At 63.0% G+C, this 22478-nt stretch carries 20 protein-coding genes; 2 read left to right on the top strand and 18 right to left on the bottom strand.

Annotated features, from left to right (window positions below; genetic code table 11):
* Positions 1-225 precede the first annotated feature (225 nt).
* Entirely contained in the window at positions 226-1617 is a 1392-nt protein-coding gene (locus tag KP004_RS03085; RefSeq protein WP_216800913.1) for a cytochrome C, read from the top strand.
* A gap of 181 nt (positions 1618-1798) precedes the next feature.
* On the opposite strand, the gene KP004_RS03080 is transcribed toward KP004_RS03085, so the two are convergent.
* Entirely contained in the window at positions 1799-2428 is a 630-nt protein-coding gene (locus KP004_RS03080; RefSeq protein WP_216800912.1) for a class I SAM-dependent DNA methyltransferase, read from the bottom strand.
* A 345-nt stretch (positions 2429-2773) separates the two neighbouring features.
* On the opposite strand from KP004_RS03080, the gene rpsT reads away from it, so the two are divergent.
* A complete protein-coding gene (rpsT, locus tag KP004_RS03075; RefSeq protein ID WP_199389438.1) occupies positions 2774-3037 on the top strand; it encodes a 30S ribosomal protein S20 in 264 nt (87 codons plus the stop codon).
* Positions 3038-3170: 133 nt separating this feature from the next.
* Here rpsT and holA read toward each other — a convergent pair whose 3' ends face one another.
* The 17 genes from holA to der all read right to left on the bottom strand — a co-directional run bounded on the left by holA (position 3171) and on the right by der (position 22369).
* Positions 3171-4160 carry a DNA polymerase III subunit delta gene (holA, locus tag KP004_RS03070; RefSeq protein ID WP_216800911.1) on the bottom strand — a complete coding sequence of 330 codons (990 nt, stop codon included), beginning with the start codon at positions 4158-4160 and terminating at the stop codon, positions 3171-3173.
* Between the two features lie 82 nt (positions 4161-4242).
* Positions 4243-4764, bottom strand: coding sequence for an LPS assembly lipoprotein LptE (gene lptE / locus KP004_RS03065; RefSeq protein ID WP_216800910.1), 522 nt, complete (start codon positions 4762-4764; stop codon positions 4243-4245).
* A gap of 17 nt (positions 4765-4781) precedes the next feature.
* Positions 4782-7256 (bottom strand): leucine--tRNA ligase, encoded by a 2475-nt coding sequence (leuS, locus tag KP004_RS03060; RefSeq protein ID WP_216800909.1) that lies wholly within the window; start codon positions 7254-7256, stop codon positions 4782-4784.
* A 237-nt stretch (positions 7257-7493) separates the two neighbouring features.
* Positions 7494-7871: a response regulator gene (locus KP004_RS03055; RefSeq protein WP_216800908.1), complete on the bottom strand. Its 378-nt coding sequence runs from the start codon at positions 7869-7871 to the stop codon at positions 7494-7496.
* A gap of 29 nt (positions 7872-7900) precedes the next feature.
* Positions 7901-8719 (bottom strand): GAF domain-containing protein, encoded by an 819-nt coding sequence (locus tag KP004_RS03050; protein WP_216800907.1) that lies wholly within the window; start codon positions 8717-8719, stop codon positions 7901-7903.
* 27 nt (positions 8720-8746) lie between these two features.
* On the bottom strand, positions 8747-9814 hold the full coding sequence (locus tag KP004_RS03045; RefSeq protein ID WP_216800906.1) for a protein-glutamate methylesterase/protein-glutamine glutaminase: 1068 nt from the start codon (positions 9812-9814) through the stop codon (positions 8747-8749).
* A complete protein-coding gene (locus KP004_RS03040; RefSeq protein ID WP_216800905.1) occupies positions 9811-10680 on the bottom strand; it encodes a CheR family methyltransferase in 870 nt (289 codons plus the stop codon). The genes KP004_RS03045 and KP004_RS03040 overlap by 4 nt, the downstream gene beginning before the upstream one ends.
* A complete protein-coding gene (locus tag KP004_RS21225) occupies positions 10680-12617 on the bottom strand; it encodes a HEAT repeat domain-containing protein (protein ID WP_216800904.1) in 1938 nt (645 codons plus the stop codon). Before KP004_RS21225 ends, KP004_RS03040 begins: the two co-directional genes overlap by 1 nt.
* An 82-nt stretch (positions 12618-12699) precedes the next feature.
* Positions 12700-13893, bottom strand: coding sequence for a response regulator (locus tag KP004_RS03030; protein WP_216800903.1), 1194 nt, complete (start codon positions 13891-13893; stop codon positions 12700-12702).
* A complete protein-coding gene (locus KP004_RS03025; protein WP_216800902.1) occupies positions 13887-14396 on the bottom strand; it encodes a chemotaxis protein CheW in 510 nt (169 codons plus the stop codon). The genes KP004_RS03030 and KP004_RS03025 overlap by 7 nt, the downstream gene beginning before the upstream one ends.
* Complete coding sequence (locus KP004_RS03020) at positions 14396-14794, bottom strand: response regulator transcription factor (RefSeq protein WP_216800901.1); 399 nt, start codon at positions 14792-14794, stop codon at positions 14396-14398. Before KP004_RS03020 ends, KP004_RS03025 begins: the two co-directional genes overlap by 1 nt.
* Positions 14795-14818: 24 nt before the next feature.
* Positions 14819-15622, bottom strand: a complete 804-nt coding sequence (locus KP004_RS03015; RefSeq protein WP_216800900.1) for a chemotaxis protein CheW — start codon at positions 15620-15622, stop codon at positions 14819-14821.
* Between the two features lie 201 nt (positions 15623-15823).
* Positions 15824-16624 carry an ExeA family protein gene (locus KP004_RS03010; RefSeq protein ID WP_216800899.1) on the bottom strand — a complete coding sequence of 267 codons (801 nt, stop codon included), beginning with the start codon at positions 16622-16624 and terminating at the stop codon, positions 15824-15826.
* Complete coding sequence (locus KP004_RS03005) at positions 16624-18681, bottom strand: chemotaxis protein CheA (RefSeq protein WP_216800898.1); 2058 nt, start codon at positions 18679-18681, stop codon at positions 16624-16626. Before KP004_RS03005 ends, KP004_RS03010 begins: the two co-directional genes overlap by 1 nt.
* Before the next feature lie 162 nt (positions 18682-18843).
* A complete protein-coding gene (locus KP004_RS03000; RefSeq protein WP_199389425.1) occupies positions 18844-19212 on the bottom strand; it encodes a response regulator in 369 nt (122 codons plus the stop codon).
* 1 nt (position 19213) lies between these two features.
* Complete coding sequence (locus tag KP004_RS02995; RefSeq protein WP_216800897.1) at positions 19214-20965, bottom strand: response regulator; 1752 nt, start codon at positions 20963-20965, stop codon at positions 19214-19216.
* Between the two features lie 81 nt (positions 20966-21046).
* Positions 21047-22369, bottom strand: a complete 1323-nt coding sequence (der, locus tag KP004_RS02990) for a ribosome biogenesis GTPase Der (protein ID WP_216800896.1) — start codon at positions 22367-22369, stop codon at positions 21047-21049.
* Positions 22370-22478: the final 109 nt, after the last annotated feature.

The raw sequence follows: 22478 nt of genomic DNA, 5'->3' as shown, positions 1-22478 counted from the left end.
CCCTTTTCCCGTTGGAGACAACCTAGTGCTGGGTCTCTCAATGAACGATGCCTGCTGCCGACAGCGCCAGCTCACAGCGATGCGCATATTGCCACTGCCTCCGCCGGAAAATACTATCCTGCAGTCACTCGACATACCTCGGCAAAGCACTAAACTATTGTCACGTTCTGCCGATACAATCCAAGTACAACGAACACGCTACCACAGAGAACAGGAGGGGCTTCAATGACCAAGAAAAGCATCACAGCGGCAGTGCTCGGTCTTGCCTTGGCAGCTACCACTGCCCTGGCTGCAGGGGTGCATCCCGGCAAGGAGTCGATCGAGAAAAGCGGCTACAAAGGATCTGAGACCTGCGAGGAGTGCCACCCCGGCAGCGCCAAAGGGTTCCTGGACACCGTGCACTGGAAGCACGCCTCCAAGGTGACCAACGTGGACGGGCTCAACCCCAAGCAAGAGTACGGGATGAAGAACCGCATCTACGTCATGTGCAACGGCAACGACATCGTCAACAACCTGAAGGAGATTCCCAAAAGCCCGGTGACCGGCAAGAGCAAGTTCTCCGGCTGTAACACCTGCCACCCCGGCAACCATCTCTCAGATGTCGGCAGCACCGGCGCCGCGGCCGAGGCTGCCGTGGACTGCCTGGTCTGCCATTCCACCGACTACGACTTCAGGCAGAGAAAGCCGTTCAAGAACGAGAAGGGGGAAGTGGTGATGGGGCAGGACCGCAGCACCAAGGCAGCCCTCGCCATCGGCAAGCCGACCGTCAAGAACTGCATGGTCTGCCATGAAGCGGCCGGCGGCGGCGTCATCGTCAAGCGCGGCTTCACCTTCACCAAGGACACCGATGCCCACGCGGCCAAAGGCATGGTCTGCGTCGACTGCCACAAGGCGAAGAACCACAAGATGCCGACCGGGCACGACCCCAACAACTGGGCCAACGACGGCCTGTTCGTCTCCTGCTCCGACACCTCGTGCCATGGCGTGAAACCGCACAAGGATGCCGACCTCAACCGTCACTGCGCCAAAATCGCCTGCCAGACCTGCCACATCCCGCGCACCGGCGGCGCCTTCGCCAAGGACTTCACCGTGTGGGAGCAGACGCCGGACAAGTTCTATGAACCGACCACGCTGAAGAAGGAAGCCAACGAGACCACCCCGGTTTACGCCTGGTACAACGGCACGGTGAAGAACACGCCGCACTTCATCGGCCCGAAAGGGAGCAAGAAGGACGGCAAGAGCAAGATCACGCCGTTCAAGATCTTCCAGGGCAAGGCGTACTACAACAAGCAGACCGGCGAGTTGCTCTCCATGGATTTCGCCCAGCCGATGTCCGACGGCAACACCCGGGCCGGCGTCCTCTCGGCAGCGAAGACCCTGGGGCTCAAGAACCCGGAAAAGATCGCCAAGGAGGCGGTGCCGGGATGGCAGACCATCTATTTCGGGAGCAACCACCTGGTGACCAAGAGCAAGGCTCTCTACTGCGCCAACTGCCATGCCCCCAACGGCGTGCTGAATTTCAAGGACCTTGGATACGGCGACAAGGAGATCCTGAAGCTGACCTCTCCGGAACTGTTCATGGAGAAACTGGCGCAAAAGCAGAAGGAAGATTGGTAGCGGCGACGACCGCGGCTACAAGTTGCTGAGACAGGAAAGCCCCCCTCGTGAGAGGGGGGCTTTTTTTGCGGGTGGTCTACAGGCAAATCCCCCGCGTCCCCCCCCTGTGACAAGGGGGGGACGCGGGGTCTCGAGCGGCGCTTCGTGGGACAATGGGCCCGGCTTTGCGGCGCCGAACGGATTACTTGTGGCCGACGCAGAGGAGGACGGGGTAGCGGCGGGGGGTGCCGTCGGCTCCCGGCTTGTCGATGGCGGCTGCCGTTACGACGGCGACATCGGCAAGACCGTTGGCGGCAAACTCGCCGGTGAGGAATTCGCGGGAGAAGCCGTGATGCAGGACCCCGGTGGGGTCGTCGTGGAAGCGGCCGTCCTCGCTTTCCAAGTCGGCCAGGGCGAGCCAGCCGCCAGGCTTCAGGGCCTTGGCCAGGGTGGCGATCAGGGATGGGACGTCCTGGACGTGGTGCAGGGTCATGCTGCTCACGATGAGGTCAAAGCTCCCTTCCAGGCGCTGCTGCTCGAGGTCGAGCAATAAAGTGGAGACGTTGAGCAGAGCTTCAGCCTGGATCTTCTTGTCGAGGACGTCCAGCATGCCCTGCGAGCTGTCGGCCCCGGTGATACGGCCGACGAAGGGCTGCAGTCCAAGTGTGACGAGGCCACTGCCGCAACCGTAGTCCAATGCCGCCATGTTCGACGTGAGAGGAAGAGCCTTTCGGAGCGCCGCCACGACATCCTGCGCCAGTTTCAGACGGCGCGGCTCCTGGTCCCATTGTTCGGCTACGGCATCGAAATCGCGCCTGTTGTCTGTTTGCATGCTTTTCCCTCCGGTGTGATGGGCAACGGTTCTGATGGTAAGGCAGAATAGTATTCAAAAAGTCGAATGTCAAGCCGGGGATGCGGTGGACAGGGGAGACAGGGTGGAACTGGTGGAACACAGCGAGGGGGGCGGAGGGGCCGACGGGGGCGAGGTGGAGCTACCTGGACGGCAGTTTTTGCTGGCTTTGCTGAAAAAACAATGGTATGGTTCCCTGTTCGCGTGGCGGGAAGTATTTTCGGCTGCGGGCGGATTTGTGCTTGACTCATCGCCGCCCGGGTGTTATATAATTCCTCTTTCCAAAAAACCTAAAAGCTACATTTTTAAAATACCCGGAGGTGCAGTTTGGCAAATCATAAATCGGCAATGAAGAGGATCAAGCAGACCGCAAAGAGGACTGAGCGCAACAAGCACGAGCGTTCTACCCTGCGCACTTTCATCAAGCGCGTCCGCGAAGCGGTTGCCACCAAGGATCAGGATGCTGCAAAGGCTGCTCTGGCTGCTGCTATCCCGGTCATCGACGGTGCCGCAACCAAGGGGATCATCCACTCCTCCAACGCTTCCAGGAACGTTTCCCGCCTCACCAAACTGGTCAACACCCTGGCCTAGTCCGGTAGCGGATTACATGAAAGCAAAAAGGGAATTCCCAACCGGGGATTCCCTTTTCTAGTTTGTGCTTTCCTGTCTCTGCAGGGACAAGCCCCCCTCCCCGGCCCTCCCCCTCCGGGGGAGGTAATCGTACCTAGCGCCTGCAGGCGTCCATCACGAAACGCTCGAACAGGGGCTCTTCCAGACCGCCGGACTTGAAAGCCAGGTCCAGCTCCAACATCCGCTCGAAAATCCGCTTCAGCTCCCCTACCGTGTAGTTCCTCGCCTGCGCCGTGACCTTGTTCAGGAAATAGGGGTTGATCCCGGATGCCTTGGCGAGCTCGGACTGGGGCACCTTGCGATCCAATAGTTCGCGCACCTGCCAGAGCTGGCGGTAGTGCCGCGCCACGGCGCCCAAAACGCGCAGAGGCGCCTCGCCGTCCTGCAGCAGGGCGGTGAGCATCTTCAAGGCCCGCGGCAACTCCTTGCTGCCCAGGGCATCGGTGAACTCGAAGACGCTCTCCACCTTGGTGTCGGAGACGATGGCCTTGACGTCGGCAACCGCTACCGTCTCCTTCTTGCCGCAGTAGGTGCACAGCTTCTCGATCTGGGAAACCAGCTCCTGCAGGTTGTTCCCCACCAGGTAGGCGAGCAGTTCCGCCGCGGCCGGCTCGATCTTCTTCCCGGCGGCACGCACTTCGTCGCGCACGTAGGGGCCGAGCTGGTTCTCGTAGGGACGCTTGAACTCGACGGCTTCACCGCGTTTTTTGAAGTCGGCGTAGAACTTCTTGCGTCCGTCCACCTTCTCGGCCTGCAGGATGAGACAGGTACCCGGCGACGGGTCCTGCAGGTACGGAAGCAAAACCTCCATGGCATGGGCCGAGAGGTCACCTCCCTTCTTCACCAGCACGACGCGGCGGTCCGCGAACATGGGCAGGGTTTGCGCGGCGGAGAAGACCTCCTCACCCTTGCATTCGTTGCCGTAGAAGACATCCAGGTTGAAGTCGCGGAAACCGGGATCCACGGCCCGGTCCAGCAGCTTCTTGACGGCGCGCTCCACGAGGTACGGCTCGTCACCGTACAGAAGGTACAGCGATGCCAGCTCACCCTTTTCCACCGCTTTGTTGAACTCTTCCGGTTTCATCACTGACCTCACGTCAAAAAAACCGCCCACCAGCCAGATGCTGAATGGGCGGCGTCAATGTTTGCTGTTGTTGTCGAGGCCGCTAGAAGCGCTCGCCGAGCTTCTGCCAGATCCGCTCGGAGATGCGTCCGCTGATCTTCTCGATGGCCGCTTCCTCGGCATCCTGCTGCAGAGCGATGTTCGTGTTCACCGGGTAAACCTGCTGCTCGGTGACATCCCCCTTCCAGAGCACCTTGTGCGCCTTTACGTCGCGCAGGGTGGCCTGGACGGAAAGAATGGCGTTGTACTCCCGGATCACGTCGGCGGCGGTATAGGAGACCGGCACCGAGTTGTAGGAGAGTACCGTGCCGGAGAGTTCAAGTTCCGCCCGGTCCGCAGGAAGGACCTTGCCGCCGGTCCGGAAGTTGAATTCATCGATCATCTCCCGGGCCAGGACCGCCTCGACGCCCGGGCGGTAGCTCTTGTTGGCGAAGAGCACCACGTTGACGCCGTTGGCGCCGGCCAGAGGGCCGTGCTGGATTACCGGGCTGTAGCTGCAGCCGCTGAAAAGCGTCGCGAGCAGGGCGACGAGGCCCAGCCTTGTGAAGAGCCTGGTGACTGTCATGGAACGCTTCCTCACTGCTACGCGACGACGATGCTGACCAGCTTGCCGGGGACGTAGACGACCTTCTTGACGCTTTTTCCTTCCAGGTACGGCAGGATCTTGTCGTCGGCAAGGGCGGCAGCACGGACGTCTTCCTCCTTGGCGTCCGGGGCGACGGTCAGCTTGCTTCTCAGCTTGCCGTTCACCTGGATCACGACGGTGATCTCCTCGTCGACGACGGCGTCGGCGTCATAACCGGGCCAACCCGCCTGCTCGAGACCTACCTCGTGGCCGAGCTCAGCCCAGAGTTCCTCGGCGAAGTGCGGAACGAAGGGAGCGAGCAGGCGCACCACGGACTCCACCGCTTCGCGCACCACGGCGACGTTCTCCGGGGCGTCCTTCGCCGCGAAGCCCTGGATGGCGTTGACCAGCTCCATGACAGCGGCGATGGCGGTGTTGAAGTGGAAGCGCTCCTCGACATCCTCGGAGACCTTCTTGATGGTCTTGTGCACCGCGCGGCGCAGCTTCTTCCCTTCCGCGGAAAGCTTGTCCGCCTCAACGGCACCGACTCCCTTCACGGCCGGGAGCACGTCGTAGACCAGGCGCCAGACGCGGTTCAGGAAGCGGTAGCTCCCGTCGACGCCCTGGTCGCTCCAGTCGAGATCCTTCTCCGGCGGCGCGGCGAACAGGGAGAAGAGCCGCGCGGTATCGGCGCCGTAGCGCTCGATGAGGGCGTTGGGGTCGACGACGTTCCCCTTGGACTTGGACATCTTGGCGCCGTCCTTGATCACCATCCCCTGGGTGAGCAGGTTGGAGAACGGCTCGTCCACGTTGCAGTAGCCTAAGTCCCTGAGCACCTTGGTGAAGAAACGGGCGTAGAGCAGGTGCAGTACGGCGTGCTCGATGCCGCCGATGTACTGGTCCACCGGCATCCAGTGCTCGACCTGTTCGCGGTCCAGCGGACCGGCGGTGAACTTGGGCGAGCAGTAGCGCAGGAAGTACCAGGAGGACTGCACGAAGGTGTCCATGGTGTCGGTCTCGCGGCGGGCGGCCTCGCCGCACTGCGGGCAGGTGCAGGTGGTGAAGCTGTCCACGCGCGCCAGCGGGTTGCCCCCCTCGCCGGTGAACTCGGCGTCCATGGGGAGCACGACCGGCAGATCCGCTTCCGGAACGGGAACTACACCGCAGAGGTCGCAGTTGATCACCGGGATCGGGTTGCCCCAGTAGCGCTGGCGGGAGATGCCCCAGTCGCGCAGGCGGAAGTTGACGGTCTTCTTGCCGATCCCTTCTTTCTCGAGGAAGTCGGCGATGGCTTCCTTGGCGTCGCTGTTACCCATGCCGTCGAAGCGGCCGGAGTTGACCATGATCCCGTCGGCGGTGTAGGCCTCGGTCATGGCTGCGGGATCGAGGGTCTCACCTTCGGGCTGGATCACGACCTTGAGCGGCAGGTCGTACTTCTTGGCGAATTCGAAGTCGCGCTGGTCGTGGGTCGGGACGGCCATGACGGCGCCGGTGCCGTAGTCCATGAGGACGAAGTTGGCGAGGTAGATCGGCATCTTCGCGTTGGTGACCGGGTTGATGCAGTAGGAGCCGGTGAAGACGCCTTCCTTCTCCTGGTCGTCGGCGGAGCGCTTGATGCGGTCGGTCTTCTTCACCTTGTCGATGAAGGCTTCCACGGCGGCGCGCTGCCCGGCGGTGGCGAGGTCCTGCGCCATCGGGTGCTCTGCGGCCAGCGACATGAAGGTGGCGCCGAAAAGGGTGTCCTGCCTGGTGGTGAAGACCCTGATCTTGCCGAGACCGCTCTCGAGGGCGAAATCGATTTCGCAGCCCACCGAGCGGCCGATCCAGTTGCGCTGCATGGTGAGCACGCGCTCCGGCCAGCCGGTCAGCTTGTAGGTATCATCCAGCAGTTCCTGTGCGTAGTTGGTGATGCGGAAGGACCACTGCTCGAGCTCCTTCTGCTGGACCAGGGAGTCGCAGCGCCAGCAGCAGCCGTCCTCGACCTGCTCGTTGGCGAGAACCGTCTCGCACTTGGGACACCAGTTGACGGCGGAGGATTTCTTGTAGGCGAGCCCCTTTTTGTACATCTCCAGGAAGATCTTCTGCTCCCACTTGTAGTAGTCGAGGTCGCAGGTGGCGAGCTCGCGCTCCCAGTCGTAGGAAAGGCCCAGGCGCTTCAACTGGCCGCGCATGTAGGCGATGTTCTCGTAGGTCCATTTGGCGGGATGGCTCTTGTTCTGGATGGCCGCGTTCTCAGCCGGCATGCCGAAGGCGTCCCAACCCATCGGGTGCAGCACGTTGTACCCCTGCATCCTCTTGAAGCGGGCGATGACGTCGCCGATGGAGTAGTTCCTGACGTGCCCCATGTGGATCTTGCCGGAGGGGTACGGGAACATCTCCAGGAGGTAGTACTTCTTGCGGCTCGCGTCTTCGGTCGCCTTGAAGCTGTTGTGGGTAGCCCAGAACTGCTGCCATTTGCCCTCTACTGCTGAGGGGACGTATTTTTCTTCCATTAAACCCGCCTTCCAGCGTCCCCGAGGGGACGCGCAATATTTTAATGTCTGCAACCGTGGGTTGCGGATACTTTAGTGGACCTGGTGGACCTGGTGGAGCCGGTGGAAACGGCTGAAGCTGCGAACACGGGGACACCACGACCTGTGGCAACGATGGACGGTGCCGGGGATGCCCCCTTCCCCACCTCTCTCAAGGGAGGGCGGCAAGGGGGGGACGTGCGGACCGGGCGGAACCGGTTAGGCGATCCGGAGCAGGGCCTTGGCCACGTCCAGGATCTTGGTCGGCTGGATCGGCTTGGTGATGTAGTCGTTGGCACCCAGCGCCAAGGCACGCTCCCTGTCTTCCTGGGCACCCTCGGTGGTGATCACCACGATCGGTATGGCCTTGTAGTTGGCGTCGTTTCGCACCAGGCTCACCAACTTCAGGCCGTCCATGATCGGCATGTTGATGTCGGTCAGGATCAGGTCGAAACGCTCGGAAGAAAGCTTCTTCAAACCGTCGACACCATCGTTGGCCTCGACTATCCGCACCCCCCTGATCCGCTTCAGCGCAAAGGCGATGAGCTGCCTCATGGTGGGTGAATCTTCAACTATCAATACGTTGTAATCTGACATCTGAACTGTATCCCCCATTGCACAGCTGGCTATTTCGTCAAAAGATCAATGAACCCCTGGATGGTCGACAGCTTACGCTCCGAATCGCTGTAGAGCCGCGAGCTGAAGATGGCGGTGGCGGCATGGCCGGCCAGCAGGGTGAAAAGTTCATAGTCGACGGCGGCGAATTCCTTTTTCTGCATCAACAGCTTGTAGATGGCCAGGACGCCGATGACGTGCTCCTTGATCTTGAGCGGGATGCAGACCATCGGAGCGCTGAAGTCACGCTCATAGCTGTCGAAGTCGCTGGCGAAATGGTTCTCGCCGGACTGCGCCACGCTCCCGATGATCCCCTTGCCGAGACGGAAGGCCGGGATCTCGCTACGCTCGATCCCTTCGGTGGAGACCGCCTGCAGCTCGTCGCTCTTCTCGTCGAGCAGCATGATGGCAAACTCCTCGGCACCGATCAGGTTGATGATGATCTCCGTGATGATCTGGAGCACTTCCTTGAAGTCGAGCGTGGAGTGGAGCTGGTAGCTCGCTATGTAGAGATTGGCGAGGTTGTTGTTCTCGTCCTCGATCTCCAGGTAGCGTGCGGCGAAATCCTGGTTTTCTTCCTCGACGTGCTTGATCCGGTCCAGGATTTCCTGCTTCTCCTGCTCCAGATCGGCGATCCGCTCGTTGAGCTTCTTAAGCTCGGAAGCGGGTGGCGCGTCGCCGGTCACCTGGGATTTCTCCAGTTCCAGCACGCGGAACCTGAGACGCTCGTTCTCCCTTAAAAGCTCCTGGGTGAACTCAGCCCCCTTCTTGAAAACCTGCAGGAACTCCTCGCCCCTGCTATGAACCAGTCGTTCATCGTCCTTTTGCATGCGCACCCCGAATTTACGTCTAGTTGATCAACCGAATCGCGGCAACAGGCCGCAACGAAGCACTATCTCACGCACCATGCCGTCCATCGATACCACCTTGTCCACCACCCCCGTGGCAATGGCCTCACGCGGCATGCCGAACACCACGGCGGATTCCTCGGACTCTGCCACCACCTGGGCACCCACCTTCTTTGCCTCGCGCACCCCGGCGGCCCCATCGTTGCCCATGCCGGTCAGCACCACGGCCAACATGCGGCTGCGGTAGAGCTCCGCGCAGGAGCGGAACATCACGTCCACCGACGGGACGTAACGGTCTTTGGGCCCCGGGGGGACGATACGCGCCACCACCTTGTCTCCCATTCTGGCGAAGACGAGATTCTTGCCGCCGGGTGCTATGAGAGCCCGCCCCGGCAGTACCTCGTCGCCGTCCTTTGCCTCGCGCACGTCGAACCCGGTGCTGCGGTTCAGCCTCTCGGCAAAGGCGGTGGTGAACCCGGCGGGCATGTGCTGGGATATCACCATGGCGAAGGGAGGCGCCTCCCGGAAGGAGGAGAAGATGCGCTGCAGGGCCGGCGGCCCTCCGGTGGAGGAACCGATGGCGACGATGTCTATGTTGCTCGGCACCCCCACGGGAGCCGCGGGAACGGCGACCGCGGCCGCGGCGGGAGCCGGTTCGACCCTTTTCTGCACCCGCGCCATGTTGAGCTTGAACACCGCCTGGACCTTCTGGTGCAGGTCCTGCTGGATCTTCAAAAGCTCGTCGGAGATGACGCTGGTCGGCTTGGCGATGAAGTCGACGGCACCCAGTTCCAGCGCCTTGAACACCTTCTCGTCGCCTGAGGTCGAGCTGATCACGATCACCGGGACCGGCGTACTCGCCATCAGGATGCGCAGCATGGTGAAGCCGTCCATGCGCGGCATCTCCAGGTCGAGCGTCACCAGGTCGGGGGTGAGATCGATCACCCTGCGGATCCCCTCCTCGCCGTTGGTGGCATACCCGATCACCTGGACACCCGGAAGCTCCTCCAGCATCCTCGTGATGGCGCGCCGATTATAGGCCGAATCGTCTACGACTACTACCCGTATCTTTTTCACTTGGGCACTCCGCCGCCGGTCGTATCCGTTTTCTGGTAGACCATGTCGTTTTTCAGGTGCTTCAGCGCGAACGCGGTGGACAGGTTCATCAGGGATTCCGAGTGCCCCAAGAGGAGGTACCCGCCGCCGCGCAGCGTGTTGTAGAACGACTCGATGACCCGCTTCTTGGAAGTCTGGTCGAAGTAGATGATCACGTTGCGGCAGAAGATTACGTCCATCTTCCCCAGAAGCGCCAGTCGATTGGCGTCGAACAGGTTCATCTGGCTGATGGTGACCAGTTCCCGCACCTCGTCGCAGATCCGGTACCCCTCGTCGGTCTCGGTGAAGAACCGCTTGAGGTAGCGCTCGTCGGTGGCGCGGAAGGAGGCCTTGGTATAGATCCCCTTGCGGGCATGCTGCACCACGCGGTGGCTGATGTCGGAGCCGACGATCTCGATGCGCCAGCCGTGGAAGCACCCCATCTCCAGCAGGAGCATGGCGATGGTGTAGGGTTCCTCGCCGGTGGAACACCCGGCACTCCAGATGCGCAGGGTGCGCTCGCGCTGCTTGAGCTTCATCACCTCGGGTATGATCTCGTCGGTGAAGGCCTTCAGCTGGAACGCCTCGCGGAAGAAGTAGGTCTCGTTGGTGGTGAGGAGATCCATGATGTCGGCGATCTCCTCGTCCCTCCTGCGGTCGTACTTCAGGAACTGGTAGTACTCGCGGAAGCCGGACAGGTTGTGATGAGCCACCCGCTGCCCGAGCCGACGGTCCAGCAGGTACTTACTGTCGTCGTCGAAAAAGAGACCGCAGTGGTTGTAGATCAGGTCCCTGATCAGGCGGAATTCTTCTTCCGTCAGTTGCAATTCAGGTTCAAAGTATGGCATCAGCGCAGCCTGTCGAGCAGTTCTACAATCTCGCCCTTGACCAGCGGGTCCGACTCCCGGGCCAACGCCTGATCCAGTACCGCCACCGCATCCGCCCCCTGCAACTGGGCGAGCGCCCGCACGAAGGAGCGCCGCACCATCCAGTGCGGGTGCGCCAAAAGCGCCTGACCGTGCTCGTCGATCCAGTCGGCACCGTAAGCCGCGAGGATCCCGATGGCCGCCTCCACCACTTCCTCGTCGCCGTTGTAAAGCGCGCTGCGCACCGGCCCGAGCGCGTCAGCACCGCCCAGAGCGCCCAGCGTCGACAGCGCGGCGATCAGCACCGGCCCCTGTGCCTGCTCCAGGAGCGCGGTCACTCCCGGCAGGGCCTCCGGGTCGCCCAGAGAAGCGAGCCCCTTGAGGGCCGCGGTCTGCACCCAGGGATCGGTGTCGTTCAAAGCGACGCTAAGCGGCGCCAGCACCTCGTGCCCTCCCCTTTCGGCGAGCGCCTGGGCCGCCGCGACGCGCACCTCCGGTTCCTCGTCGGAGAGCGACAGGGCCAGGGCGCCCAGGGCCTGCGGCAGGTCCACGCGCGCCAGGGAGGCGACTGCGGCCCGACGGACCGTGGCGTCTTCGTCTTTCACCAGCCGGGCAAGCCTCTCGCCGTCGCCAAGGGGACCCAGGACGATGGCGGCATCGCGGCGCCGGCGCGCGTCCCGGCTCCGCAGCAATTCGGAGCAGATGGCGCTCACCCCGTCGGGATCCTTGCCGGCCAGACGCTGCAGCCCATCCAGGACACCTTCGTGTACCTGGGGGTCTTCATCGTCGAGCAGGCGGCCCACCCGTGCCGCGGCCCCTTCCGGCGCCAGCACCCCGAGGGCCACTGCCGCGCAGCGCCTCACCTCGGCGCCGTCATCCTCAAGTGCTGCGAAGAGCAGTTCCTCGTTGCCGGGGCGCCCGGTCTCGGCGATGAGGTGTACGATGACGGCGCGTTCGGCGGCGATGGCGAAGGGAAAGTGCTCCAGCAACAGCGGCAGCACCGGGTCGCCGATGCGGCGCAGCGCCTCCAGGCAGACCCCCCTCAGGCGCTCGGCCCGTGCCACGCGCACCAGGGGAAGTGCGGCACGCTCGTCTCCCATGATGCCGCATGCCTGCGCCAGTGCCGAGATCATCACCGGCTCCTCGCCGTGCAGCGAGTCGATCAGCTTTTTCGCCGTGGCGCTCCCGGCAAGGTCCTTGAGCGGACGATCCACCAGTTCTTCCTGCTCCTGCGGAGTCAGGCGCCCCCGCAAACGCATCAGCGCTATGGTGGCGGCCTCACGCGCATTCTTGGCCTTGTCGTGCAGCCCCTCCAGCAGCAGGGGGAAGCATTTCTTGTCACCCAGCACGCCCAGGCAGTCGTAGGTGGCCCGGCGCAGGAGCCCTTCCTGCAGCAGCGGCTCCAGCTTGGCAAGCGGTACCGGAGCACCTATCAGGGCCAGGGCGTCCAGCACGGTGAACTTCAGCCAGACCTCGCCTCCGTCCAGCACCTTCAGGAGGTGGGGCAACGCGCGCCCGTCACCGATTTTGCCGAGGTTCTCGGCCGCGGCGACGCGGACGTTCATGTCCTCGTCCTCCAATGCCTGCACCAGCAAGGGGAGGCAGGTGGCGCAGCGGATGTTGCCCAGGATGTCGATGATGAACTTGCGCAGGTCGTGATCCGGATCGCCCAGGTGCCCGCAGAGCTGTTCCACGGCGGGCTCGCCGATCCGCTCCAGCGACTCGACCGCGGAGTTGCGCAACCCCGCGTTGTCGGCGGAACGCAGCAGCGCGATCAGGGCCTCGATCTCGACCGCCTGCAGCGGTTGCGCCTGCAGGAGCACGCTGACCGCCTCCTTGCGCACGCGCCAGCTGTCATCCCCCATGGCACGGAACAGCAGGTCCATCACCTCGGGGAAGGGGCGGCGGCGCAGGGACATGACGGCAAAGCGCCGTTGCTCCTCATCGGCAGCTTCAAGTCTCTCTGAGATTTCCAGCAGATCGTCGGACAGGGTAACTCTCCTAAATACTCAGTTCAGCGCGTTTTTTCGCGATCAGCTCTTCGAAGGCATCTTTGAGGAAGGAAGTCGTATCGCGCACCTGCTGGGATACCCTCTGCTGGTACAGATATTCCCCCTCGCGGATGTCGTCTGCGAGGACCTCGTAGAAGTTCCCTTCGCGGACCCCCTGCTCCACCTTCGCCTGGTTGTACAGGACGATGTCGGAGACGATGATCCTTGCCAGCCGTCTTGCTTTGACCTGCTCCTCGGGGAGCTGCGCCTGAGCCGCTTGAGCGGGCGCAGCGGGAGCTGCCGGAGCGCTGGGAGCCGCAACGGCTGCCGCCGGGGCCTCGACGGCCGGGGCGGCCGGGGGCTCGGGTGCAGCAACGATGGGTAGTTCGGGTACCGCAACCGGTGCCTCGGGTGCCGCAACGACGGGGGGCTCGACGACATCGGCAACGAAAGCGTCCGGTGCCGTCACGACCGGCGCCGGTGTCTCCGCAGCCGCCATGACCGGTGCCGGTGTCTCGGCTGCCGTCATGACCGGTGCCGCGGGGGGCGCCGCCACGGGCGGTTCGGGTGCCGGCGCTGCAGCGGCCTGCGGCATCGAGGTCTCCTCGACCTCCATCTGCCTGATCTCGCTGCGGCTCTCCTCCTGAGCCGCCAGTTCGCTTTCGGTCGGACGCACCACGGGAGGAATGTCGCCGGAGGTGAGGCGGTAGACCATGGAGACCAGCGAGTCCGGGATATGGTGCTTCTCGATGTAGTCGTCGGCTCCGTACAGCGAATTGGGGGAGCGCTTGTAGCGGGTCTTGTCGTAGATCGAGGCGATCAGCACGATCTTGACCTTGGCAAGGGCCGGATCCTGGCGCACCCGCTCGCAGACCTCGAACCCGAACATGGTGGGCAACGCCACGTCCAGCAGCAGCACGTTGGGCTGCACACGCTGCACGGTCTCCAGCGCCTCCTTGCCGTCGGTGCAGAGGAACAGTTCGAACGGCTCTGCCGCAAGGACCTTTTCCACCGCCTTGCAGAAGGCGGCGCTCTCGTTGGCGACGACGACCTTTACCTTGCCCTGCGGCGCAGCCGGGCGCTCGCTCTTGCGCACCAGCCGGAACACGGCCTTGCAGCTCGAGCAGCGCAGCTTCTTCGGCTCGTCGGAGCTGCTAACGGTGATATTGAAACGTTTCTTGCAGTTAGGACAGACTATCAGCATGCTGTGCTCTTTTTCGTCGTGGAAGTGGTCTCCCCCTTGGGGGTAAGGTAGCCCAGCTGGGCCTTCTCCTGGAAGGTGAGCAGGGCGTCGATGTTGAGCAGCATCACCGGGACGTCACGCACCAGGCACAGCCCCACCATGTACTCGCCGCCCACGATCCGCACGCCGCGCGGCGGCGCCTTGAGGTCCCTGAGCGGGATGGTGATCATCTCGGTCACCTCGTCCACCATCAACGCCAGCGGCTGCCCCGAGATGGAAAGGATCAGCAGACGCGCGCTGTCCTTGTTCTCGGCAGCGGTAAGTCCGAAACGCTTCCTCAGATCCACCACCGGTATCACGGAACCGCGCAGGTTGATCACCCCCTCCACGAAGGGGAGTGCACGGGGCAGCGGGGCGAGCTTCGGCACCCTGATGATCTCCCTGATGCGCATGATGTCGACGGCGTAGAGCCCGTCATCCATGCGCAGGCAGGCCACCTGAATTTCCTGCAGTTCCTCCGTCATCAGACAGCGTCCCCCTTTGCTGCACCTTCGTTGCCCAACAGCCCTTCGATCACCTCGAGCACCTTGACCGACTTGAAGGGCTTGGTGATGTAGGCGTCGGCGCCGACCTGCCTGCCGTGCTCCAGGTCGCGGCTGCTCTTCTTAGCCGTCAGCATCACCACCGGGATGGCGCTGGTGGCGGGATTTTCCTTGATGCTGCGGCAGACCTCGAAGCCGTCCATGTCCGGCAGCATCAGGTCGAGAACCACGAGGTCCGGCGCGTCCTGCGCGATCGCCTTCAGGGCGTCGTTGCCGCCGCGCACCCCGGTGACCTGGTACCCCTTCGAGGTGAAGAGGATACTCTCCAGCTTCAGCAGGCTCTCTTCATCCTCGACCACGAGGATCCTGTTCTTCTCCATGCTCATCCCCCCTGCACCACGGCTCTACAAGAGACCCACATCCAAGACCTTTTCCATGTCGAGCAGGATCAGCATCCTGCCGCCGACCCGGCCGATTCCCTGCACGAACTCGCGATCGATCCCTTCCAGCACCACCGGCGGAGGTTCGATCCCCCCTTCCGCGATGCGGACCACCTGCACCACCTCGTCGACCAGCACGCCCGCGTAGCCCCCCTGACGCTTGACCACCACGATCCGTTCGCGGTCCGAGACCGCCCCGTCGGACAGCCCCAGCCGGTTCTTCATGTCGAAGACGGGGATGATGTTGCCGCGCAGCGACAGGATGCCGCGCACAAAGGACGGCACCCGGGGGACCTCGGTCACCTCGCGGGGCTTGATGATCTCCTTGATGTCCATGATGCTGATGGCGTATTCCTCGCTCGCCACCCGGAAACAGAGCAGCTCGACACTGGCCGCGTCCACGACCTCCTGCTGCAGGGTTTCGCTCTCGAAGGAAGCGGACTCGCGCCCCTTGAGGATGACGGCGACCGGGTCGAACTCGTCGGGCTCGTCCTGGTACTGGTAGGGCGGGTCGAACTGCTCGGCCTGCCAGGCCGGGGCAGAGGCGCGCGGCAGCGGGTCGGGATCCACGGGTTCAGGCACGAAGGGCTCCGGGACGGAAAACTCCTCGAGGGCTACCGCCACTTCGGGCTGCGGCTCCGTCGCCGCCGGCGCAGGCACGGGCTCGGCCCGGGGCGCCTGCCACCCCTGCTGCGGCGCCGCTTCGCGTGCCGTTGCCTCCTGTGCCTCTCCGCGGGAAGCCTTCTTTCTGATCTCTGCAAGATTCATCGAAACCTCAAAACTTGAAAAGCCGTTCAACGTTCAACGTTCAACGTTCGATAGACGTCCCATGCCGACAGCCCCAGTATTCCTGGCAGCACGTAATGCTTTTACTGCTCCGCCTGTAGCGGCAGGACAGGCCGCCACCGTGAGGATGACGGAGAGGGCCAAGCGGTCGAACATTGAACGTTGAACCGCCCCTAACGGGGGTTAAGCCAGCAGCTCCGCCGCGGTTTCTTCGATTATGGCGGCATCGATCCAGGCGGCGTCCCTGCCGTAGCCGATCAAAAGCGCGTTGGTGGCCACGGCGTTGATGCGGCGCGGCACCCCGCCGGAAAGCTCGTAGATCCTCTGCACGGCATCCGGGGAGAAGAGCCCCGGCTCGCCGCCGGCCGCCACGATCCTGAAGTCGAGGTACTCCAGCGTCTCCTCCAGCCCCAGGGGGGCCAGGTGGAAGTTGAGCGAGATGCGCTGACGGAACGGCTCGTACACCGGGGAGGCCAGCATCTCGCGCAGCTCCGGCTGCCCCATGATGATCACGCTCACCAGGTTGCGGTCGTCGAGCTGGAAATTGGTCAGAAGGCGCAGCTCGTCGAAGAGCTCCCGGTCCGGGATCATCTGCGCCTCGTCGATCACCACCACCGGCACCCGCCCCTCGCCGTGCAGCCGGTACAGCGCGGTGGTGATCTCCTTCAGGAGCTGGTCCTTCTGCAGCGACGGCTCGTTCACCTGCAGCCCGGAGGCGATCACCCGCAACAGTTCATCGGCGGTCAGGCGCGGGTTGAACACGAACATGAAGTGGTAACGATCCCCCATCCGGTCCATGAGGGCACGCGAGATGGTGGTCTTGCCGCAGCCGATGTCGCCGGTCAGCAGGGCGATCTCGCTCTCCTCAACCGCGTACTCAAGCCGCGCCAGCGCCTCCTGGTGCCCCGAGCTCATGTACAGGAAGCGGGGATCGGGGGTCTTGCTGAAGGGCTTCTCGGTGAGGCCGTAAAATTCCTTGTACATCAGGCACTCCCCCGAGTGGCCTCGGCGATGACGCTGCCGACGTCGAGCACCAGGATGGTGCGCTGGTCGCCGAGATCCGCGGCGCCGGAGATGCCCCGGAACCCGGCGAAGGTGTCGCCGATGGACTTGATGACGATATCCTGCTGCCCCAAGAGGTCATCGACCACGAGACCCAGCCGCTTCTCGGCGACCCCGACCACGACCACGTAGCAACTCTCCGGCGCGGCCTGCGCGCTCTTCAGCTCGAAGAGATCGGAGAGGCGCAACAGGGGCAGGGTCGTTTCGCGCAGCTGGATCACTTCCTTGCGCTCGACGGTCTTGATCTCCTTCTGCTCCACGATGATGCTCTCGAGCACCGAGGTGATGGGGAGCGCATAGGTGCGCCCCGCGGTGGAGATGATCAGCGCCTTGATGATGGCCAGCGTGATCGGGAGGGTGATGACGAAACGCGCCCCCTGCCCCGGGAAGTTTTCCACATCGATGAGGCCGGAGAGCGCTGCGATGTTGGTGCGCACCACGTCCATGCCCACGCCGCGGCCGGAGATCTCGCTCACCGTCTCGGTGGTGGAGAAGCCGGGGCGGAAGATGAAATCGAGCGCGTCGCGGTCGCTCACCTCGTCGGCGGAAGAGATGATGCCGAGCTTCACCGCCTTCTGCTTCACCCGTGCCACGTCGATGCCGCCGCCGTCGTCGTCGATCTGGATCACCACGTGGTTCCCCTTCTGGTAGGAGGAAAGCGTGATGGTCCCCTTCTCGTCCTTGCCCGCGGCCAGACGCGCCTCGGGGGTCTCGATGCCGTGGTCGATGCTGTTTCGCACGATGTGCATGACCGGGTCGGAGATGTCCTCGATGATCAGCTTGTCGAGCTCCGTATCGGCGCCGTAGAGTTTCAGCTCGACCTTCTTCCCCTGCTCGCGGGCGATCTTGCGGATGATCCGGGTCATCTTGTCGAAGAGCTGCCCGACCGGGATCATCCTGATCTCCATGACCCCTTTCTGCAGTTCCGAGAGTTTTTTCTCGAGCCCCTTGGCCGCCTTGTTCAACTCCTGGGACGGGACAATGAGGCCGTCGCGGCGCATGCGGGCGGCGACGTCGGCGATCATCGAGTGGGAGAGCACCAGCTCGCCCACGATGTTCATCAACAGGTCGAGTTTGCCGATGTCGACGCGTACGGTCCGGCTCATGCTCTTGGCGCTGATGGCGCCGCCGTCGCCGGGAACCGGCGCCTGGAACTCGCCTTCCGCACCGCCTGCTTCGGCGGCGGGCGCCGCGGCATCCGCCCCGCCAGACGCCGACTCCTGGGCCTGCTCACCGAAGGTGGTGATGCTCAGGTGCTCGCGGTCGATGATGGGCATGAGCGCGCCGGCCGAGAGCTCGGAGCCGAACAGGATCTCGAAGTCGATGCCCGCGTCCAGCCCGCTGGAGGCCGAGGGAAGGGTGCTGATCACCTCGCCCGCCTGCTTCAGGGCATCGGTGAGCTCCATGAGGTCGGAGTCGAAACTCGCCAAAAGGAGCGACACCCGGATCGAGTGGATGTGGCGCCCCTTCTTCACGTTTTCCAGCAGGCGGTGTTCCTCGTACTCGGTCATCGAGGACAGCACCCGCTCGGGGATGTTCAAGCGCGCCAGCGGGGAGTCCTTGCTCGCCTTGGGGCCGCGGGTCAGACAGTCGTTGATGCGCTGCATGGCGCCGGAAAGGTCGGCGCCCTCGCCGCCGGTCTCGCCGGCGCTGCGTACCAGCTGCGCCAGGAGTTCCGTCGACTCGAACAGGGTGCTCACCACGGCCTGGTCCAATTCCACCTTGCCCAGCCGCAGGGCATCGAGCAGGTTTTCCAGATGGTGCCCAAGTTCCGCGATATCGGAGAGCCCGAACATCCCGGCCAGCCCCTTGAGGGAGTGCGCCCCGCGGAATACCGAGTTGACCAGATCGGGGCTGCACTCCCCGCCGTCGGCGCAGTCACTCAACGAGACCAGGTCAAGGCTCAACTGGTCCAGGATCTCCTCGGCCTCGGCCAGGAAGTCCTTCAACGCTTTCCCAATGTTATCCTCAACGCTCATAGACTCTCTTTCAAAAGGCAAAAGACGTTCAATGTTCAATGTTCAACGTTTTGCTACGGCATTTCTCGAATCAGTTCATTGGTGACCGCGCCGTCACTGCGCCGGTGCTGCCAAGGCTCAGCTCAACGTCGAACGTTGAACCTTGAACGGCCGTTGGGCCGTTTAGTCCCCCAAATACTTGCAGACCAGTTCCTGCAGCTTCACCGGGTCGAAGGGTTTCACCAGGTACTCGTTGGCGCCCAGCGCAAGCCCCTTCTCGAGATCCTTCTCGCCGCTCTCGGTGGAGACGATGAACAGCGGGATGGACTGGTAGTTGGGGTTGTTGCGCACGTAGCTGATCAGCTCGAGTCCGTTGATGTCGGGCATGTTGATGTCGGTGATGATCAGGTCGACCTGCTCGCGCGGCAAAAGACGCAACGCCTCGAAGCCGCTGGCGGCCTCCACAATCGTGTATTTTTCCAGCTCGTCTATGGTCGAAACCAGCATGGAACGCATGGTGTTCGAATCTTCCGCTATCAGTATCCTCTTCACGTCACATTTCTCCCCGTCCCTGTTCCTGCAGCCTGCGCTGCAACAGGGCTTTTTCCATAGCTATGCCGGCCTGACACAGGAAAATCTCCAGTGAATCGGTGTCGCCGATCGGCTTGTCTTCGGGCAGGTTGTCACCGTAAAGGACCGCGACCACCTTCCCTTCGCTCACTATCGGTCCCACGAAGTACTCGGCGGGACGCCCGCCGCCCAACTGCTCGAGGAAGTAGTGAGTCCACACGGAGGCATCGACCTCCGCCTTCATCGGGAACCGGGTCTCGAGAACCTCCGAGAAAAGCGACGGCTCCCCCCTGGGAATGCCGAGGTTACGTACCCGCGAGTCCGCGCTGCCGTCCCCGTCCTGCAAGCCGAACTGCCCCAGCCCCTGAATGCTTTCCTTCTTGACCAGCAGCACCACCGCGCGGTTTACGAACTCGGCGGCGAAGCGGAGCACCAAAAGGATGATGCCGCCGCCAAGTTGGGGATTGTTCAGTTCCTCGAGCATGCCGCGCAACTGCGACAGCCCGGTGCTCTGGTGCAGCTGCGGGGCGTACAGGGCGGGTTCCTCGCCCATCTCCAGCCTCAGCTCGTCGCCGATGTTGACGCTGGTGAAGCCCTGCTCCGCGCGACTGCTAAGACTCTCCAGTGCCGCCATGAGCCGCGGTGCGAAGACGTCGAGCGTTTCCTCGACCTCGCTCTTCAGCGGCTTCATCAACAGCGGAATCCCCAGGCCGCGCATCTTGCGCTGCGCCTCTTCGTTTTCGAAGTCCGAGAGCCCCAGTAGCGGCAGTTCCGCGAAATTGTTGCGTACCAGCTCCATGAGCTCCAGACCGCCCAAGATCCCCGTGCCGTCCATGCGCGGCATGATCAGATCGACCAGCACCGTGGGGCGCACGCCGTCACGGTACAGGGAGTCAACCCGGATCAGTGCGTCTTCGCCGCGCTCCATGGGCTCCACCCGGTACCCCTGCTGTGCAAGGAGCGAGGTGAGCACCGTGAGCGTCGCCGGATCGTCGTCCACCAGCACCAGCGGCTTCCCCTCCCCGTTGTTGCCTGCAGGCGGGGTGGTCGCGGCGGCCGGGATGGAAGCTCCCTGGGGTTGCGCTTGGACGGGGGGTAAGGAAACATCGGGTGTGGGGGAGGGAGTGGCTGGAGCAGCAGCGGACGGCTCCTGCAGGAGGTCGAAAGCGAAGTCGACCGATTCGTCGTGGTGGCCTCCCTGCTCATCGCCCCCTTCGCCGCGGTGGCGCTGCTCGTCGATGATGCGGGAGCCTTCCATGGCCAGGTACTGCGGGTTCAGCCCCTGCTTCAGCATGAACTGCACCGGGTCCAGCCTGGCGTTGTCGCCGTCGCTCACCTCCTGCAGTTCGAATTCGAAGGTCCCTTCGGCCCAGGCGAACAGCGAGTAGACCACGTTCTCGATCTGCTCGCGCACCACGGCCTCGATGGCGTCGGCGCTCACCCCGAAGCGCTCCACCATGATCACGCCCAGAAGCTGGGTGTACCCTTCGTCGGCCTGGATGCTGAGCGCGCGCTTCAGGATCCCGAGGTCGATGACCCCCTGCTGGATCAGCACCTCGCCCAGGTTCTGCTGGAAGGTCGAGGATGTGGCGCGGATCACCTGCCCGTTGCGGAAGATCACCCGCGCCTCCCGCCCCCTGCTTTCCAGGGCGAGCACGCCGGACCTCCTGCTGAGGCTCACGATCTGCAGAATCTCGCCTAAGCCGAGATCTTCCAAATTGCCGACTAGACTCATTGATGCCGCTCGCTGTTGTTAGGGGGTGGGTTAAAAATAGGCATCATACTAAACCATCGTATCGGCTAAGTAAAGAATGATTTAGGTATCTTTCTTGTCTCTGCCGCGGAAAATAAGCTTTAAAGGAGTGCCACTGAAGCCGAATGCCTCTCTAAAACGGTTCATGATGTACCGCTCATAGGAAAAATGAATGCCCTCGGGGCGATTGGTGAAGACAACAAAGGAAGGAGGTTTCACTCCCACCTGCGTCGCATAGTAGAATTTCACCCGCCTGCCGCCGTCCAGCGGTGCGTGGTTCTCATCCACCGCCTGGTTGAAGATGCGGTTCAACTCGCCGGTGCTCACCCTCTTGCAGTACTGTTCCATCACCAGGTCCACCTCGGCGACGATCTTGCCGGTGCGCTGCCCGCTCTGGGCCGACACGAACAGGATCGGCGCGAAGGGAAGGTACTTGAAGTTGCGGCGGATTTCCTCGGTGAACTTCCCCATGGTGGAGTTGTCCTTTTGCACCGTGTCCCACTTGTTCACGACGAAGATGCAGCCGCGCCCCGCCTCGTAGGCGTAGCCGGCGATCTTGGTGTCCTGCTCGGTGACCCCGTCCTCGGCGTTCAAAACGATGAGCACCACGTCGGCACGGTCGATGGAGCGCAAGGCGTCCACCACCGAGTATTTCTCGATCTTCTGGACCGTCTTCCCCTTCCTGCGGATGCCGGCGGTATCGATCAGCAGATACGGCTTCTTGTTCACGGTGAAGCGGGTGTCGACCGCGTCCCGGGTGGTGCCGGCGGTGGGATTCGCCACCACGCGCTCGTAGCCCAACAGGCGGTTCACCAGGGTGGATTTGCCCACGTTGGGGCGACCGACCACGGCGATCTTGGTGATCTCCTCGTCCTCGTCCTTGTCGCGGTTGTAGGGAAGCGCGGCCAGCACCTCGTCCATGAGGTCGCCCACGCCGCGGTTATGCTCGGCGGAGATGGTGTGGACATGATCCACCCCCAGCGAGTAGAAGTCGCCCGCCTCAGCCTCCTGCTTCTCGCCGTCCACCTTGTTGATGATGTAGAAGACCGGCTTGTTGATGCGCCTGAGCATCTCCACGACGTCGCGGTCGGCGGGGGTGAGCCCGCCGCGGGCGTCCATGACGAAAAGGATCAGGTCCGCCTCGTCCATGGCGAAACGGGACTGCTCGCGCATCTGCTGCAAGAGCCTGTCCGAGGTTTCCGGTTCGAAGCCGCCGGTGTCGACCAGGATGAAGGGGATGTCGAAGCGGTTCACCTCGGCGTAGTTTCTGTCCCGGGTCACCCCGGGCATGTCGTCGACCATCGCCTTACGGCGCCCGACCAGCCTGTTGAAAAGGGTGGACTTTCCCACGTTGGGGCGTCCGACGATGGCAATAATAGGTTTCATGATTTTCCAGCAGAAAGGGGGCCAATCCCTAAACGACTAAAATGGCGCAGCTTTCCGTTTTAATGTATTTGACAGCTAACCGATATTTGTAACATTTTGCCGAGCAATA

The sequence above is a fragment of the Geomonas oryzisoli genome (assembly GCF_018986915.1).
In the GTDB taxonomy this organism is placed as follows: Bacteria; Desulfobacterota; Desulfuromonadia; order Geobacterales; family Geobacteraceae; genus Geomonas; species Geomonas oryzisoli.
The sequence above is the reverse complement of the archived record's forward strand: the minus strand, read 5'-3'. Positions and strand labels throughout refer to the sequence as shown.